The sequence below is a fragment of the bacterium genome, from assembly GCA_021372615.1.
GTDB lineage: Bacteria > Armatimonadota > Zipacnadia > Zipacnadales > UBA11051 > JAJFUB01.
Genome location: JAJFUB010000058.1, coordinates 1 through 15,706 on the forward strand (window position 1 = coordinate 1; position 15,706 = coordinate 15,706).

Consider the following 15,706-nt stretch of genomic DNA (forward strand, 5'->3'; position numbering starts at 1 on the left):
CGACCGCGACCTCATCCGTCGGTCGCGGTCGGTGACCGCTCCCACATGCCTTCCTGGCTGAGCCCCACGTGCGACGGGCCGCGGCGCCCCTGATTCCTGACCCCTGATTCCTGACCCCTGCCCTACCCCAGCTTGTCCACGATCCCCTGGATCAGACGCGTGTCAATGTTGCACTGGTGGATGATGGACTCGGGCGGCAGGTAGCCGTACTCGCAGTGGAAGCTGATGGGGCCCTCGAAGGCGATGTCCTTGAGGATCTGCATCACCTGCGGGAAGTTGCCGACGCCCAGGCCCATCGGCAGCACCTCAATCCCCCAGTTGCCGTCGGGGTTCTTCTTGCGCTTGAGGTCCTTGAAGGCGACGGCGGCCAGGTAGCCGCGGACGATGCTGAAGGCCATCGGGTACGGCTCGCCGACCATCGAGAGGTGGCCCACATCGGCGAAGACGCCGACCAGGCTGGGGTCGAAGCCCTCCATGATGTGCATCATGGCGCAGGAGTTCAGGCCCATGGTTGAGCCGGAGTGGTTGTGGACGATGGGCTTGACGCCGGTCTTCTCGGCCAGCTTGGAGAAGCCCTCCAGGCGCTCGCGGCAGCGGCTGAGGCTGGGCCAGTAGCCATCGGGGTCCATGTGCCAGTAGCCGAGCTTGACGAGCTTGACGCCGGCCGCGGCGCAGGCCTCGAAGAGGGACTGCGCGTAGTCCATGTCGGCGCTGATGAAGTCGCCGGGGGTGGTGATGAGGGGGATGGACAGGCCCTCATCGGCGAACATCTTGGCGGCCCGGGGCAGCTCGGCGGGGGCGTTCTCGGGGGTGACGGGATAGCCGGGGCGCACGCACAGGTCGGCGCCCTGCACGCCGGCGCGCTTGAGGCCGTCCATGATCTGGGGCAGGTCCCAGCCCTCCAGATGCTTGGTGAACATGATCCAGGGTCCCATGGCGGGTCACTCCTTGGCAGAACGTAGTGATAAGCGCCCGGACCGCCCGTGGCCCGTGCGGTACAGAGCGCGAGGGAGTTTCACCGCGCAGGAGGCAGTTTCCTGCGCCAAGGCTATCTTCGGGCACGATCTGTGGTATAATATTACTCTGGCTGGATTGCCGGCCCTACGAACAGGAGGCAGACATGCGCAGAGGTTTCACGCTCATTGAGTTGTTGGTGGTCATCGCGATCATCGCCATCCTCGCCGCGATTCTCTTCCCCGTCTTTGCCAAGGCTCGTGAGAAAGCCCGCCAGTCGAGTTGTCTGTCGAACACCAAGCAGATCGGCCTGGCCGTCATGCAGTACGCCCAGGACTACGACGAGATGCTGCCCGCCACGTACCATGGGACCGGCGTCGCCGACTACATGAGTTGGGCCATGAAGATCGCGCCGTACTGCAAGAACAACCAGGTGTTCAACTGCCCTTCCTCTACCATCCGCTGGGATGGCACCTGGATGGGCGAGTCGATCTCCTACGGCTACAATGTCTTCTTCGAGACAGCCAGGTCGCTGGGGACCATCCCCTCTCCCTCCGAGACGGTCCTGATGGGCGATGGCATCAACTTCCGTCTGGTGCCGCAGCCGCACCTCGTGTACCCCAACCAGCGCCAGGTGCAGTACCGTCACAACGAGATGGCGAACGTTGCCTTCTGCGACGGGCACTCCAAGGCGATGGGCAAGGGCGCGCTGGAACAGCGGGCCGCCAGCGAAGCCGGTGTTGCCCTGACGGGCGATAACCAGTTCATCCTCTGGAACATCTACTAGACGACGTCCCGAACGGGCGAAGGGCCGCCAGCGATGGCGGCCCTTTTCCCGTTGCTCCTGGCGCTTCATTGCTCGGTCGCGACAGCATCAGCCGACGTGCTCGGCGAGCCATCGTGCCTTCGCCGCGCCGCGCGCCATCTCCTCCGTCACCCCGACCGCGCGCCGATCCGCCGAGGGCTGGTCGGTCAGCTCCAGCATGAGACAGCCGGTGTAGCCGATCTCGTGAATGGCAGCGGCGACGTCGTCCCAGTCAATCGCGCCATCGCCGGGCGGCAGGTGCTCGTCGCGCGCGCCGTGGTTGTCCTGCAGGTGGGTGGTGATGAGCCGTCCGCCAGCCATGCGGATGGCCCGCGCGGCGCCCAGGTCGCCCAGATGCGCATGGCCCGTGTCTACGTTCACGCCGGCGATCTCCAGCCCCAACTCGTCCGCGAGCGCCAGCATGTACTCACAGTGGGCCAGCGTGGACATCGTCTCCAGGGCCCACCTCATGCCCGGCTTGTGGGAGCGGCGAAGCACGTCGGCCTCGGCCGCCAGGCGCTGCGGCCCATCACCCTCCAGCGTGGCGCCGTTGGTGTGGTGGACGACTGTCGCGACGCCCAGCCCCAGAGCCACCTCGGCCGCCCGGGTCAGGATCTTCTCCGTCTCCGCCGCGCCCTCGGCGGTCAGGACATCCCCGCCCACCCAGGCGTGCAGCGACCACGGGACCAGCCCGATCTCCGCCGTCATGGCCCGAACCGCCGCGACCTCCTCATCCGTCCAGTGCAGCGCGTGTGAGTACTCGACCGCCTGGAAGCCCAGTTCCTTGAGCCACTCGAGCGACCGCCGCGTGGTAGGTAGGTCGTAGTCCTCCCCACGCGTGACCTGGAGTTTGGGGTCTATGGTGTTGCAGCCGATGAGTTGCATGGTGGTGTGATCCCTTCTGTGTAGGTAGAGCGATGGGCGCGGCCGCAGCAGGCTGGAAGCCGGCGCTCCTACGGCGTGGCTAGTGGCGGTAGATCAGCTCGCGCTCGAACATCCAGGCGATGCTCTGCTCCAGCGCTGTCTCCGGGGTCCAGGCCGGCTCGTAGCCCAGCTCGCGGCGGATCTTGGCCAGCGAGAAGCACATGTGCAGGCACACGAAGCGCATCCCCGCAGGGCTGAGCACGTGCGGGTCGGGATAGAGCCGCATCAGCTCCTCCATCGGGACGTGCTCGACGACCGGGGCGCGTCCGAGGAGGTCGCCGATGAACTCGGCGTAGTAGTTCAGCGTCACCGCATAGGCGCAACTGACGTTGAAGAGGCGGAACGGGGCCGGGTCGGCCAGGGCCAGCACGAAGGGCCGGGCCACGTCGTCCCGGTGCACCGGCTGCAGCAACGCCTGGCCGTCGTCGGGGATGGAGATGATGTCGCCATCAATGATGCGCTGGAAGAAGCTGGGGTTGCGGGCGCCCCAGATGTCCAGGGGCACATCCCCGGCGCCGCAGATGTTCGTGGGGCGGATGATCGTCAGCGCCACGCCCCGCTCGGCGCACATCTCGCGGGCCACATTGTCGGACTCGAGCTTGGCGTCAAAGCCCCCGAGCTCCGGCGGCGGGGCGGTGGGATGGCTCTCGTCCGCCGGGCAGACCTTCAGCGGCGCATAGACGCCCGTGGAGCCGCACTGCAGGTAGTGGCCGGTGCAGCCCAGCACGACCTGCAGCAGGTTCCTGGTGCGGTCGCGGCCCGAGGCGATCATGTTGATGACGGCGTCGAAGGTCCGCCCGGACAGCAGCGCGGCAATCGCCTCGGTCTCCGCGATGTCAGCGCGCAGCCGCTCCACCGAGTCCGGCAGCGTGTCCGCGGAGCGCCCGCGGTTCAGGACCGCCACCGTGTGGCCCTCGGCCAGCAGCTGCCGAGAGAGCGAGTCGCCGACAAAGCGGGTACCGCCGATGATGAGGGTGTTCATGTCAGTGCCTTTCTCCGCCATGGTGGGGTCTGTCCCCGCAGGGGGCTGACCCCGCCTGCGAGCGGTTGTGGGGTCAGCCCCCTGCGTGCTTCGCTTCGCGAAGCCCTTCGGGGACAGACCCCTCGCGGTCTACACCAGGAACTGGTCGAGGTGCTTCTTGGTCAGCAGCAGCATCTTTTGCCGCAACGGCTCGCGGCCCCAGAGGGCGCCGTGCGGCTCGAAGCACAGGTAGCCGCGGTAGTCATGCTCGTACAGGAAGGCGAGGACCTTGCCGAAGGCGATGTCGCCCATGCCCGCGGCCGGCTGGGAAGCCAGCTCGCTGCCGATGTTCAGGTGCTCCTTGATGTGTACGTGGGCCACCTTGTCGCCGTGCCGCCGGGCCACGTCCAGGTAGTCCTGCCCGGCGTGATCCCAGTTGGCCGGGTCGTACTTGATGCCGACTTGCGGCAGCGTGTCCCAGACGGCCTCGTAGGCCGCGATGGTGGTGAAGAAGCTGTTGCCGTGGACGGCGTAGAAGGCGGACTTCATGCCGGCGGCGGCCAGGCGATCCAGGAAGGGCGGGAAGACCTGCTTGAACTCCGCGGCGTTGGCCTCCAGCCCGCCGTCAATCTGCCCGCCCCCGGTGATGAGACAGTAGGCGCCGAGGATCTCGCCGAAGGCGATGGCGCGGCTCAGCATCTCGTGGGCGGTGGCCCGCTCGGCGGCATCTTTGGAGGTGTGGTTCCAGCCCCAGATGCCCAGCGAGCAGCAGCCGACACCGTGGCGGTCGAGCACCTCGCGCATGGCGTAGACATGCTCCTCCGTGACGTCCTTGAAGTTCCCCCACCAGTTGAACTCCAGCCCCGCGAAGCCATGGTTGGCGGCGAAAGCGGCGTCCAGTTCCAGTCCGGCCAGATCGTTGCTGCCGATGAAAGCCAGTTGCATGGGGAGCCTCCGGGGTGACAGGTGCGCGCGACATGGCATCCGCGCTGGGGGGCCGGTTCGGCGCCGCAGCGGCAGGGACCTTCCCGCCGGCATGTTCCAGGGCCGGCAGGAAAAGTGCCTTGACAGGGGCCGGCATTCCCGCTATTATCCGCTCCAACGCAATGACTACTCAGCAGGCGGTATACTTCTTTTGGGCGTGGCCTGATCTCGCATAAAGCGGGCGCCCTCCGTGCCGTCTGAGTAACAACAACCAAGCAAGATACGAACCGTGGGCGCCCCAGAGGCTCCCGCGGTTTTTTGTTGGACCGGCGGGAGCCGGAAATCGGGAAGCGGAGACCACAAACGAGATGCGAGTACTATCCGGCGTACAACCTACGGGCAAGCTGCACATCGGTAACTACTTCGGCGCGATCCGCCAGTATGTGGCCCTGCAGTCCGAGCATGACGGCTTCTACTTCATGGCCAACTACCATGCCCTGACGACCATCCACGACGGGCCGACACTGCGGCAGCAGACCAACGAGATCGCCGCTGACTTCCTGGCCCTGGGTCTGGACCCGGCGCAGGCCACGATCTTCCGCCAGTCAGACGTCCCCGAGGTCTGCGAGCTGACGTGGGTCCTGTCCACGATCTGCCCCATGGGCCTGCTGGAGCGCTGCCACGCCTACAAAGACAAGGTGCAGCAGGGCCTGACGGCTGATCACGGCCTGTTCGCCTACCCGGTGCTGATGGCCGCCGACATCCTGATCTACAACTCGCACCTGGTGCCCGTCGGCCAGGACCAGAAGCAGCACATCGAGGTCACCCGCGACCTGGCGATCCGCTTCAACAACCAGTATGGCGACATCCTGACCGTGCCCGACGGCTACATCCTGGAGACCACGGCGATCGTGCCGGGGCTGGACGGGCGCAAGATGTCCAAGAGCTATGACAACACCATCGGCATCTTCGAGCCGGACAAGTCGGTCAAGAAGAAGATCATGAGCATCGTGACCGACTCCACGCCGGTCGAGGCGCCCAAGGACCCCGACAACAACACGATCTTCCAGCTCTACAGCCTCTTCGCCACGCCCGAGCAGAAGGCCGAGATGGCGCAGAGCTACCGCGCCGGCGGCGTGGGCTACGGCGAGTACAAGAAGCAACTGCTGGCGGCGTTCCTGGAGTACTTCGGGACGATGCGCGAGCGACGCGCGGCGCTGGAGCAGGACATGGGGACCGTGGAAGATGTGCTGGCGGAGGGGGCCAGGAAAGCGCGGGCGGTGGCCCGCGAGACCCTTGACAAAGTCAGAGCGGCGGTTGGGGTGTAGTCGCGTAGGTGGGTTCGTCCCCGAACCCACTTCCGAGACCGGTGCGGGTTCGAGGATGAACCCGCCCACGCGGCACCCACCGCCTGGAGTTTTCTGACGCGAAGGCCAGACCGTGATGAGCAGGTCGGCCACCGTGTTAGCTGGAGAGCTTGCGAGTTCGCGAGGCGAACCCGCGCGCGGAACCGAAGGTTCCGCCGGTAACCGGGCAGGAGAGCCCCGGCCCAAGTCTGCCCACCCAGGGCGCAACCCAGCCTTCGCGCCAGAAGCCGTGTCGGTGCGCACCGACGAATCAACATGCCGTAGCCGTCCGCAGGGCGTCATGCAGCAAGGCTGCCTTCGCCCCGGCGGAAGCGAACCTTCCGCCCCGCACGTCGAGCCCGGCCTGGAGAGGCCACGCCCGGCGCCATCGCACCCGGAGACCAGGTCGGGAGAGACCTCGCCTCCAGATTCCACCGGCCCCATCGAAAGGGGGTGGTCACATTGGCACAGAGGACCGACAAGTCACGCCAGACGACCTTTACGGCCGTCACGGCCCCTCATCAGCCTCGCATGTGGTCCCCCCTTCCCCCTCGCCTCTAGATTCTCCTGCCTTTGCCTGCCTTGCCGGCTGCTGATCGGTCGGACTCACCAAGGAGTCAATGTATGTATACGCCGGACTTCGAGACCTTCATGGGGCGTGCCCGGGAGGGCAACCTCGTACCTGTCTACCGCGAGATCCTGGCGGACATGGAGACCCCCGTGTCCGCCTTCCTGAAGCTGCGCGCCGCCGGGAACGGCTATGCCTTCCTGCTTGAGAGCGTCGCCGGCGGCGAGAACGTCGCCCGCTATTCGTACCTGGCCGTCAACCCGTACAAGGTCTTCAGCAGCCGGGGGCGGACGGTGACGGTCACAACCAGCGGCGGCGGGGTACAAGCCCCCGCCCTACAGACCATCGAGCTGCCCGACAACGAAGACCCCCTGCACGAGCTGAAGCGGCAACTGGCGGCCTACAAGTTCGTGCCGCTGCCCGGCTGGGAGCGGTTCTGCGGCGGGGCGGTGGGCTACCTGGGCTATGACATGGTCCGCTTCTTCGAGAACCTGCCCGACACCAACCCCGACGACCTCGACCTGCCCGAGAGCCAGTTCATGTTCGCCGGCACGATTGTCATCTTCGACCACGTGATGCACCGGGTGCGGGTCATGGCCCACGCCGAGATCGGCGACGACGCGCAGGCCGCATACTGGGACGCCGCGCAGCGCATCGAGGAGGTCGTCAAGGCTCTGACGGTCCCGCTGCCGGCCGGTGTCGAGGCCGGCGTGGGGCGTGGGAGCGGTCACCGACCGCGACAGATTCCCGATGAGCCCTCGGCCCTGCCGTCCACGATGACCAAGGCCCAGCACCGCGCGGCCATCCTGAAGGCCAAGGAGTACATCACCGCCGGGGACGCCATTCAGGTGGTGGTTGCCCACCGGCTGCAGGCGAAGATCCAAGGCGATCCCTTCGACCTGTACCGCGCCCTGCGGGCCATCAACCCCTCGCCGTACATGTACTACCTGAGCTTCGGCGACCTGAAGATCATCGGCTCCTCGCCGGAGATCCTCGTCACTGAAGACGCCGGAAGGGTCGTAACGCGGCCCATCGCCGGCACGCGCCGCCGGGGCAAGAGCCCCGAGGAGGACCGGGCGCTGGAGCGGGAGCTGCTGGCCGACGAGAAGGAGCGGGCCGAGCACATCATGCTCGTGGACCTGCACCGCAACGACATCGGCCGCGTCTGCGAGCCGGGCACGGTGCAGGTGGATGCGCTCATGACCGTGGAGCGCTACTCGCACGTCATGCACATCGTCAGCAACGTGATCGGCAAGCTGCGCGCCGACAAGGACCAGTTCGATGTCCTGCGCGCGACGTTCCCGGCCGGGACGGTCTCGGGCGCCCCGAAGATCCGCGCCATGGAGATCATCGAGGAACTCGAGCCGGTGCGGCGCGGTCCTTATGCCGGGGCGGTGGGCTACTTCAGCTTCTCGGGCAGCATGGACACGTGCATCACGCTGCGCACCATGGTCGTCAAGGGCGACACGTGCTACTTCGAGGCCGGCGGCGGGATCGTGGCCGACAGCGAGCCGGACGCCGAGTACAACGAGACACTGATGAAGATGGGCGCGCTGCTAGACGCGGCGCGGATGGCGGAACAGGGGTTGGTGTAGGGGCGAGGGTCAAGGGGCGAGGGTCAAGGGTAACGGCTAACGGCAGTCGCGGTCGGTGACCGCTCCCACACCCGGCCCGACAGCCACGCTCGGATAGGACGTGGGAGCGGTCACCGACCGCGACCGTTCCAGGACAGGAGACAATCATGCTGTTGCTGCTCGACAACTACGACAGCTTTACCTACAACCTCTACCAGTACCTGTCGGAACTCGGGGAACAGGTCGAGGTCTACCGGAATGACAAGCTCACCGTGGCGGACGTCGAGGCGCTCAGGCCCGACCGCGTCGTCATCTCGCCCGGGCCATGCACGCCCAATGAGGCGGGCATCTCCATGGAGCTGATCCAGCACATGGCCGGCAAGGTGCCGGTGCTGGGCGTGTGCCTGGGGCACCAGTCCATGGGGCAGGTCTTCGGCGGCAAGGTGGTCCGCGCCGAGCGACTGATGCACGGCAAGACCTCGCCGATCCATCACGACGGCAAGGGCCTGTTCGAGGGCGTACCCAACCCCTTCGAGGCGGTGCGCTACCATTCGCTGCTGGTGGAGAAGGAGAGCCTGCCGGACTGCCTGGAGATCACGGCCGAGAGCGACCAGGGCGAGATCATGGGCCTGCGCCACAAGGAGTTCGTGGTCGAGGGCATCCAGTTCCACCCCGAGTCGATCATGACGCGAGTCGGCAAGGACCTGCTGCGCAACTTCCTGAAGATGAGGTGAAAGGCAAGTGATGAATGATGAACGATGAATGGGGGACAGCACTTCGCGCCAATCCCCATTCATCATTCCGCACTCATCATTCATCGTTGTCCCATCATGTTTGACTTCGATGATCCCTGGTGGCTCGGGGCGGTCATTCTCGTCGTGGTGTTGTGGGTGATGGGGGCGGTCATCCCGGTGCGGATGGTCGCGCCGACGGTGTCGGCCGCCCAGCACTATGTGGACATGGACGACAGCCCCGAGCAGGACCTGCCCCCTCCGCCCCGGCGCCCCAGCCTCGTTCTGCCCGTCCTGGTCTTCCTGGCCAGCCTGGGCCTGGTGGCGCTGAGCGTGCGCAAGCGCATGGCCGAGCCGGAGGGCGGCAATCGGTGGACGTGGATGGCCTGTGCCGCCGGCCTCGCCTGCTTCTGGGCGGTCGTGCTGATCCTGATGACGATGAAGATACGGTAGGGGCGCCAGCGTAGTGCGGGCTGGAAGCCCGCACTACAGGCGCACTTGCACTACAGGCGGATTCGCACTACACACGGAAGTCGCACCATGCAGGGAGACCGAGTCCAATGCTTCACCAGGCCCTGACCAAAGTAGTGGCCCGCCGTGATCTCGGTGTCGCCGAAGCCGAGGCGGCGCTGGCGGCCATCATGTCCGGCGAAGTGGGCGAGGCGCTCATTGGCGCCTTCCTCGTCGCCCTGCGCATGAAGGGGGAGACCGCCGACGAGATTGCGGGCTTCGCGCGGGCCATGCGCGGTAGCTGTGTACCGGTCCGGCCGATGGTCGCGGGCGTCGTGGACACCTGCGGCACCGGCGGCGACGTGTGTGACACCTTCAACATCTCCACTGCCGCAGCGTTCGTGGCCGCCGGGGCGGGCGTGCCCATCGCCAAGCACGGCAACCGCGCGGTCTCCAGCCAGTGTGGCAGCGCCGACGTGCTCAAAGAGCTGGGCGTCCGCATCAGCCTGCCGCCCGAGGCGGTGGCCCGGTGCATTGACGAGGTCGGCATCGGCTTCCTGTTCGCCGCCGAGCTGCACCCGGCGATGAAGCACGCCGTCGGCCCGCGCAAGCAACTGGCGATGCGGACCGTGTTCAACCTCCTTGGCCCGCTGACCAACCCCGCCGGGACGAAGCGACAGGTCATCGGCGTCTTCGATCCCGCCTTTGCGCTGCCCATGGCCGAGGCGCTGCGGGCCAACGGCTCCGAGCACGTACTGATCGTCCATGGCGAGCCCGGTCTCGATGAGATCTCCCTCGCGGGCAAGACGCAAGTGACTGAACTGAAGGATGGGCAGATCAGAGAGTTCGAGCTGGCGCCCGAGGACCTCGGCCTGCCGGCCTGCGCTCCCGAAGACATCTCCGGCGGCGACGCGGCGACTTCAGCGCAACTGCTGCGCGACGTGCTCGCGGGCAAGCCCGGGGCGCGGCTGGACATCACGCTGGCCAACGCGGCCGCGGCGATCTATGTGGGGGCGAAGGCGGCGACACTACAAGACGGAGTGGTTTCCGCCAAGGTGTCGGTCTTCAGTGACGCCGCTGCGGCGAAGCTGCAAGGACTGCAGCGCCTCTCCAACGAATTGTCCTCCGCGTAGCGATACTCGCTGGAGGGCACGATGACCGACCCCATCCCTGGCCTGATGGCCCAGCTCGACGTCAGCCTCATTCGCGAGCGGCTCTACTACCTCGCGCAGGATCCGCTGCCGTACCGCAAGCTCAACTACACCCTCCCCGGCCACGACAAGTCCACGCTCGACGAGGCGGATGATTACCTGCAGGCGCAACTGGCGTCGTTCGGCTACACGGTGGAGAAGGAGCCGGTGCCGGTCCAGGCGTACCGCTGCGACAGCACCAAGCCCAAGTCCGCCCAGTACTCTCCCGCCATGCCCGAGGACCCCTGGTACACGGCCCACAACCTGTACGCGAAGAAGGCCGGGACGGAGCGGCCCGAGGAGACCATCGTGGTAATCTCCCACAAGGACTCGCAGAGCTGGGTGGACTCGCCGGGGGCCAATGACAACGCCATCGGCACCGCCGCGAACCTGGAGATCGCGCGCGTGCTGGCGGGGTATGCGAGCAAGCGCTCGATCTGGTTCATCTGCTGTAATGAGGAGCACACCCCGTGGACCAGCGTCACGGCCGCCAACAACGCTCGGGAGCGCGGCGACAACATCATCGCCGTGTTCAACCTCGATAGCCTCGGCCGCAAGTCGCAGGACGACCATGACGCGCGGGTGATGGCGAACGTGACCCTCTTCACGACCCCCGAGGGCGAGCGCCTGGCGGACCTGATGGCCGAGGTCAACGAGCGCTATGCCATCGGCCTGCAGCAGCGCAAGCACCAACGCCAGGCGCCGGGCGATGATGACGGCTCGTTCGTGAAGGCCGGCTACGGGGCGGCGATCATGAACCTGGGGTCGTACCCGTACGCCGACCCGGAGTACCACACCGAAGAGGACAAGCCCGCGCGGGTGGACTTGCCGAACGTGTTGCTGACCACGCAGGCCTCGCTGGCGGCGGTAGTGACGGTGGACCGGGAGGGGGCGGGCGAGAGGTGAGGGGCTCTGGCCGCCGGCGCTTGCGGGAGAGGTCCCCGTCCGGGCGGTGGCGAATAAGGTGTCGTAGGTGCATTCCCTGATCGAGGTAACGGCGCTCGATGAAGTCTCGCGATGAGATCATCCGGTTGGTGTGGACCCTGGTGGGGGCGCTGGTGGGGGCGGCGGTTGGTTTTGGGGTGATGACGGAACTCATCAACCTGCTGCGGCCGGCGCCGATGCTGACGACGCTGCTGGTCGTGGGCCTGTGCGGCGGCGGGCTGGCGGGCGGGGGCTATGTGGCCCTGTCCATCGTCACGAAGCGGCAGCGGGCCGTGCGCAAGAAGTACTTTGACGAGAAGAAGAAGCAGAAGAAGCGCCGGAAGAAGTAGGTGGGTTCGTCCCCGAACCCACACCCGCCGCAGGTCGAGACTCGACCCGGCATACGCGACGCGACCCAGTAGGGCAGGCGGCCTCGCCTGCCCTTTGTCGTGGCGCGCGGGCGAGGCCGCCCGCGCTACTGGATCACTGCCACCAACTCACTGGGGCAGTGCCACCAACCTACTGGGCCAGCGCGACCAACTGCCCGCAGACGAACAGGTTGACGTCAATGATCCGCGCGTGATCCCAGCGCGGGCCGGCATCCAGCACGCCCTGTGGGCTCTCCAACAGCATTGGCATCGCCCCGGCGACCTCCCAGTACAGCGCCGTGGACAGCCCTTGCACCTCGCCGGTGCTGTCGGCGAACTCGTAGCCGGCAGCCCGCCCCGCCCTGACGATGCCGCTCACCGCCTCGACCTGACGCGAGACGACCTGCGCCGGGGTCGGCGTCAGCGGGCAGTAGAACTGGGGCGCCGCGCAGTGGGCGTGCAGCTCCAGGCATACCCAGGGCTTCGTGCGCCCGATGAAGTCGAGCACGGCCTCCCGTTCGGGTGACACCGTGTCCGAGCGCTCCGCGTGGCGCAGGATGTCCACTCCCGCGTCGTTGTACAGCCCCCCCAGGATCATCATCTCCTCGGGAGATACGTCCCCCCGCCGGTCATTGCGCTCCGCATCGGCCCGCAGACCTGCGTCGTAGTTGAGGACGTCCTTGACGGATAGGCCGACGAAGGAGTTGGGCATGCGGGCGCGGGCGTCGGGGTTCAGGCACAGCACGATGGCCCAGTTGACGCGGTCGAAGCCCGGCCAGGGGTCGCCCTTCAGGTCGCGGCCCGTCTGCAGGATGCTCAGCAGGTTGAAGCAGGTCGCCGGTCCCTGGGCCTCGTGGCCGTGCATGCCGCCGACCACGCCGATGGTGGGCGCGCCCGGGTGTGGGGTGAGATGCACTGCCCAGACATCGCGACCACCGGCGGATCGGCCGATGGTCTCGTAGGCGCCGGGGCAGAGGCGATCGAGCAACTCCCGGTAGCGGTCCTGGGTGGCGGGCCAGAAGTCGGGGGTGGCAATCCGGGGCGGGCAGTGACCACCGAGGTTCAGCGGGCGCATGGTCGGACCTCCGGGTGTGCAGTCGCGCGCGCAGGTTCGGCGGCCTTGCCGGTTCCTCCTTCTGCAGACAGGTGGGGCCCGGCAAGTCAGCGAATTGCCAGGGCAATGACACGACACACGCGACCCCTCCTCGTCCTGCTGTCGCTGGCGGCGCTGCTGCCGAGCGTCCTGCGCGCGCAGGACACGCCCGAGCAGCTTGGCGCGCGCCTGCGCCAGGGGATCGAGGGGTACGAGAAGCTCGTCAAGGCGCTGGACCTGGGCAGCGTGCCGGTGGACGCGCCGGACTACCGGCTGGTGTCAGACAACGTCCGCGAGTTGGGGGAGCGGCTGGAGGCGACGAGCCGCCTGGCCCTGCAGATCGAGGCCATGGCGCAGCCCGATTGGCCGCGTCTGGCCACTGCCGTGCAGCTCCTCGAGAACGATCTGCACCAGCTCCGCTGCCAGTCGCTCCCGCTGCGCGTGTGGGCCTTCCTGCGGAAGCAAGGGCAGAAGAAGCCGGAGTGGGGCCTGGCCGTCAGCCACTCACCTGAGCCGCTGCCCCAGGCCCGCGGGGCCTGTGACGGCGAGGCGGTGGAGACGCTGGAGATCAGCCTCCAGCCCGGCGAGCAGCAGATGGCGCAGGTGATCATCGTCCCGCTGACGCGGGACGTGCGGCGGGTGCAGGGGGGTGTCGGCAAGCTCAAGGGGTCGGCGGGGACGCTGCCGGCCGAGGGTCTCAGCCTGCTGCCGGTGGACGTTGACCGCCTGGCGCGTCTGCAGGGGTCCGAGCCCTGGTGGCGGCAGGCGACGGTCGACGCGCGGCCGACCGTGCCGACCGATGTGACACAGGCGTTCGTGCTGGTCGTCGCTGCCCCGGCCGACGCCAGGCCCGGGGAGTACACCGGCCGCCTGCGCTTCGCGCCGGAGGGGGTCAAGGCGCGGGAGCTGCCCCTGAAGATCACGATCCCTGCTGCCGAGACGCCGACGCCGTGACGGCGCGCCCCCGGCGCCCGGAGGGAGGCCGGGGCGTGTGCTGCCGCACTGAGGGGAGATGCAGCATCAAATGGTCCACGCCGACGCTCGTCGTTCTCGCCTGCCTGGTCGTCCTGTCGGGCTGCAAGCCGCGGACCAGCGGCCAGCCCGCGCCCGTCGCGCCCTCACAACCGATCCGGGCCGTGCCGCCGGGAGCCCGCGTCCTGCCGCCGCCCGTGGAGCCCGAGGCCCAGACGCCGGAGCAGGCGGCGCAGAGCGCGTGCCTCTCGAACGTCAGGCTGGTGGCGCTGGCCTCCCTGATGTACTGCCAGGACTATGACGAGAGGATGCCGCTGCACACACGCTGGACCTCGGTGGTGACCCCCTACATGAGGAGCACCCGGGAGTTCCAGTGCCCGGCCGCGCCGCAGCTCAAGGTCGGCTACGCCTACAACAAGCTGCTGTCGTCCAAGAGCCTGGCCGCCATCCCGCGGCCGAATGAGATGCTGATGCTGGGGGATTCGGACCTCGGGGGCCCCAACCCCGCGACGGGTCTGACGCTGGCCGCAGTGGCGCTCCGACACGTGAGCCCCACGGCCGGGCCGGGGGGCAACGTCGGCTTCGTGGATGGCCACGCGAAGTGGTTCCAGAAGCGGGAGACGCAGGGGACGGCACGTCCGCCCCAACCGACAGACTGATGGAGAGCACCGATGCTGCCACGCGAGCGTGTCGCGAAGACGCTGAGCTTCCAGGAGCCGGACCTGGTGCCCTGGGGCGAGCACTCGATTGACTACACCACCTACGAGATGGTGCTGGGCCGCCCGAGCCTGGTGCAGGGCAAGATGAAGCAGACGCGGGCGATGTGGGAGGGGCGGAGGGACGAGGTGGCCGCCTCGTATGCCCGGGACATTCCCGACCTCGCCGAGGCCCTTGGCTTCGACATCGTGACCATCGGCACAGTCCCGGCGAAGGGCGCGCGCGAGACGCCCATGAAGCAGCTTGACGAGGAGACCTTTGAGGACTCCGGTGGCAACCTCTACCGCATCTCCAAGACGACGCACGACCTGTGCATCTACAAGGTCAACAAGCAGCAGCCGCTGCACGTGCCGACCGTGGAGGAGCTGCAGGAGCAGATTGACCGGCTGGACGCCACGCCGCTGCAGCCGCCGGATGACTCGGTATGGGAAGCGGCGCGGGCGGCCATGGACCGCCTGAAGGCCACCCACTGGTTCAACATCTGCATCGGCGACATCGGCTTCCCCATGTTCGGGCGCGACGACGAGGAGCGCTACCTGAACATGGCGCTCCACCCCGAGATCCACGCCAAGCTCACGGAGCTATCGGCCAAGAGTGTCATCCGCCAGTTGCCGCTATACGCCGAGATGGGCTACGACAGCGTCATGCCCTGCGGCGACCTGGGCAGCTCCACAGGCCTGCTCGCCAGCCCCCGCATCCTGCGCGAGCATGTCGTGCACTGGTGGAAGCAGTACACCGACGCCGCCAAGGCGCTGGGCCTGCGGGTCATCAAGCACTGCTGCGGATGCATCTGGGAAGCCCTGGACTGCATGGTTGACGGGGGCTACGAGGGCTACGAGGCCATCCAGCAAAGCGGCGGGATGGATATCAGGCGCCTCAAGGAGCAGTACGGCGACCGGCTGGTGCTGTGGGGCGGAGTGACGAACGAGAGCCTGATCCTCGGCACCCCGACGGACATTGAGCGGGAGGCGAAGTACGGCCTGCGGTGGGGGGCGCCCGGCGGCGGGTTCATCTACGGGGCGAGCCACTCGCTGGCGGTGGGGACGAAGCACGAGAACCTGATGAAGATGAAGGAGATGCGGGAGCGGTACGGGGTTTACCCGATCCGCGTGGCCGAATAGGATGTCTCGCTGTGGGAGGCTATGGGAGCGCCTGTGGGAGCGGTCACCGACCGCGACGCGGATCGTCGCGGTCGGTGACCGCAC

At 67.4% G+C, this 15,706-nt stretch carries 16 protein-coding genes; 11 read left to right on the forward strand and 5 right to left on the reverse strand.

All coding sequences use genetic code 11. The features are described 5' to 3' along the window. Nucleotides 1–122 precede the first annotated feature (122 nt). Nucleotides 123–935, reverse strand: a complete 813-nt coding sequence (locus tag LLH23_08890; protein ID MCE5238595.1) for a sugar phosphate isomerase/epimerase — start codon at nt 933–935, stop codon at nt 123–125. Nucleotides 936–1,120: 185 nt separating this feature from the next. Here LLH23_08890 and LLH23_08895 point away from each other — a divergent pair, with 185 nt between their 5' ends. After that, the gene (locus tag LLH23_08895; GenBank protein ID MCE5238596.1) at nt 1,121–1,741 is read left to right on the forward strand and encodes a DUF1559 domain-containing protein; all 621 of its coding nucleotides are present in this window, start codon (nt 1,121–1,123) and stop codon (nt 1,739–1,741) included. A gap of 87 nt (nt 1,742–1,828) precedes the next feature. On the opposite strand, the gene LLH23_08900 is transcribed toward LLH23_08895, so the two are convergent. The 3 genes from LLH23_08900 to LLH23_08910 all read right to left on the reverse strand — a co-directional run bounded on the left by LLH23_08900 (nt 1,829) and on the right by LLH23_08910 (nt 4,589). After that, entirely contained in the window at nt 1,829–2,644 is an 816-nt protein-coding gene (locus LLH23_08900) for a sugar phosphate isomerase/epimerase (GenBank protein MCE5238597.1), read from the reverse strand. A 79-nt stretch (nt 2,645–2,723) separates the two neighbouring features. Continuing rightward, nucleotides 2,724–3,665: an NAD-dependent epimerase/dehydratase family protein gene (locus LLH23_08905; GenBank protein ID MCE5238598.1), complete on the reverse strand. Its 942-nt coding sequence runs from the start codon at nt 3,663–3,665 to the stop codon at nt 2,724–2,726. 129 nt (nt 3,666–3,794) lie between these two features. Further along, a complete protein-coding gene (locus tag LLH23_08910; GenBank protein MCE5238599.1) occupies nt 3,795–4,589 on the reverse strand; it encodes a sugar phosphate isomerase/epimerase in 795 nt (264 codons plus the stop codon). 347 nt (nt 4,590–4,936) lie between these two features. On the opposite strand from LLH23_08910, the gene trpS reads away from it, so the two are divergent. The 7 genes from trpS to LLH23_08945 all read left to right on the forward strand — a co-directional run bounded on the left by trpS (nt 4,937) and on the right by LLH23_08945 (nt 11,701). Further along, the gene (gene trpS / locus LLH23_08915; GenBank protein MCE5238600.1) at nt 4,937–5,896 is read left to right on the forward strand and encodes a tryptophan--tRNA ligase; all 960 of its coding nucleotides are present in this window, start codon (nt 4,937–4,939) and stop codon (nt 5,894–5,896) included. Between the two features lie 642 nt (nt 5,897–6,538). After that, complete coding sequence (trpE, locus tag LLH23_08920) at nt 6,539–8,077, forward strand: anthranilate synthase component I (GenBank protein ID MCE5238601.1); 1,539 nt, start codon at nt 6,539–6,541, stop codon at nt 8,075–8,077. A gap of 146 nt (nt 8,078–8,223) precedes the next feature. Then, a complete protein-coding gene (locus LLH23_08925) occupies nt 8,224–8,790 on the forward strand; it encodes an aminodeoxychorismate/anthranilate synthase component II (GenBank protein ID MCE5238602.1) in 567 nt (188 codons plus the stop codon). Between the two features lie 96 nt (nt 8,791–8,886). Beyond that, nucleotides 8,887–9,240 (forward strand): hypothetical protein, encoded by a 354-nt coding sequence (locus tag LLH23_08930; GenBank protein ID MCE5238603.1) that lies wholly within the window; start codon nt 8,887–8,889, stop codon nt 9,238–9,240. Between the two features lie 107 nt (nt 9,241–9,347). Continuing rightward, nucleotides 9,348–10,370 carry an anthranilate phosphoribosyltransferase gene (gene trpD / locus LLH23_08935; protein ID MCE5238604.1) on the forward strand — a complete coding sequence of 341 codons (1,023 nt, stop codon included), beginning with the start codon at nt 9,348–9,350 and terminating at the stop codon, nt 10,368–10,370. Nucleotides 10,371–10,391: 21 nt separating this feature from the next. Continuing rightward, on the forward strand, nt 10,392–11,333 hold the full coding sequence (locus tag LLH23_08940) for a M28 family peptidase (GenBank protein MCE5238605.1): 942 nt from the start codon (nt 10,392–10,394) through the stop codon (nt 11,331–11,333). Nucleotides 11,334–11,431: 98 nt separating this feature from the next. Beyond that, a complete protein-coding gene (locus LLH23_08945; GenBank protein ID MCE5238606.1) occupies nt 11,432–11,701 on the forward strand; it encodes a hypothetical protein in 270 nt (89 codons plus the stop codon). Between the two features lie 169 nt (nt 11,702–11,870). On the opposite strand, the gene LLH23_08950 is transcribed toward LLH23_08945, so the two are convergent. Then, nucleotides 11,871–12,794 (reverse strand): hypothetical protein, encoded by a 924-nt coding sequence (locus LLH23_08950; protein MCE5238607.1) that lies wholly within the window; start codon nt 12,792–12,794, stop codon nt 11,871–11,873. 105 nt (nt 12,795–12,899) lie between these two features. Between LLH23_08950 and LLH23_08955 the strand changes: the two genes are divergently transcribed. Genes LLH23_08955 through LLH23_08965 form a run of 3 tightly spaced genes read left to right on the forward strand, consistent with a single transcriptional unit; the run spans nt 12,900 to nt 15,622 of the window. Then, nucleotides 12,900–13,766, forward strand: coding sequence for a hypothetical protein (locus LLH23_08955; protein MCE5238608.1), 867 nt, complete (start codon nt 12,900–12,902; stop codon nt 13,764–13,766). A gap of 35 nt (nt 13,767–13,801) precedes the next feature. After that, on the forward strand, nt 13,802–14,443 hold the full coding sequence (locus LLH23_08960; GenBank protein MCE5238609.1) for a hypothetical protein: 642 nt from the start codon (nt 13,802–13,804) through the stop codon (nt 14,441–14,443). A gap of 12 nt (nt 14,444–14,455) precedes the next feature. Beyond that, on the forward strand, nt 14,456–15,622 hold the full coding sequence (locus tag LLH23_08965; GenBank protein MCE5238610.1) for a hypothetical protein: 1,167 nt from the start codon (nt 14,456–14,458) through the stop codon (nt 15,620–15,622). The last annotated feature ends 84 nt before the right edge of the window (nt 15,623–15,706 follow it).

What these genes read in the sequence shown, in the direction of transcription:
- LLH23_08905 (MCE5238598.1), bottom strand. Translation starts at nt 3,665, where the DNA reads ATGAACACCCTCATCATCGGCGGTACCCGCTTTGTCGGCGACTCGCTC.
- LLH23_08945 (MCE5238606.1), top strand. Translation starts at nt 11,432, where the DNA reads ATGAAGTCTCGCGATGAGATCATCCGGTTGGTGTGGACCCTGGTGGGG.
- LLH23_08930 (MCE5238603.1), top strand. Translation starts at nt 8,887, where the DNA reads ATGTTTGACTTCGATGATCCCTGGTGGCTCGGGGCGGTCATTCTCGTC.
- trpE (MCE5238601.1), top strand. Translation starts at nt 6,539, where the DNA reads ATGTATACGCCGGACTTCGAGACCTTCATGGGGCGTGCCCGGGAGGGC.
- LLH23_08910 (MCE5238599.1), bottom strand. Translation starts at nt 4,589, where the DNA reads ATGCAACTGGCTTTCATCGGCAGCAACGATCTGGCCGGACTGGAACTG.
- trpD (MCE5238604.1), top strand. Translation starts at nt 9,348, where the DNA reads ATGCTTCACCAGGCCCTGACCAAAGTAGTGGCCCGCCGTGATCTCGGT.
- LLH23_08950 (MCE5238607.1), bottom strand. Translation starts at nt 12,794, where the DNA reads ATGCGCCCGCTGAACCTCGGTGGTCACTGCCCGCCCCGGATTGCCACC.
- LLH23_08925 (MCE5238602.1), top strand. Translation starts at nt 8,224, where the DNA reads ATGCTGTTGCTGCTCGACAACTACGACAGCTTTACCTACAACCTCTAC.
- LLH23_08940 (MCE5238605.1), top strand. Translation starts at nt 10,392, where the DNA reads ATGACCGACCCCATCCCTGGCCTGATGGCCCAGCTCGACGTCAGCCTC.
- trpS (MCE5238600.1), top strand. Translation starts at nt 4,937, where the DNA reads ATGCGAGTACTATCCGGCGTACAACCTACGGGCAAGCTGCACATCGGT.
- LLH23_08900 (MCE5238597.1), bottom strand. Translation starts at nt 2,644, where the DNA reads ATGCAACTCATCGGCTGCAACACCATAGACCCCAAACTCCAGGTCACG.
- LLH23_08895 (MCE5238596.1), top strand. Translation starts at nt 1,121, where the DNA reads ATGCGCAGAGGTTTCACGCTCATTGAGTTGTTGGTGGTCATCGCGATC.
- LLH23_08890 (MCE5238595.1), bottom strand. Translation starts at nt 935, where the DNA reads ATGGGACCCTGGATCATGTTCACCAAGCATCTGGAGGGCTGGGACCTG.
- LLH23_08965 (MCE5238610.1), top strand. Translation starts at nt 14,456, where the DNA reads ATGCTGCCACGCGAGCGTGTCGCGAAGACGCTGAGCTTCCAGGAGCCG.
- LLH23_08955 (MCE5238608.1), top strand. Translation starts at nt 12,900, where the DNA reads ATGACACGACACACGCGACCCCTCCTCGTCCTGCTGTCGCTGGCGGCG.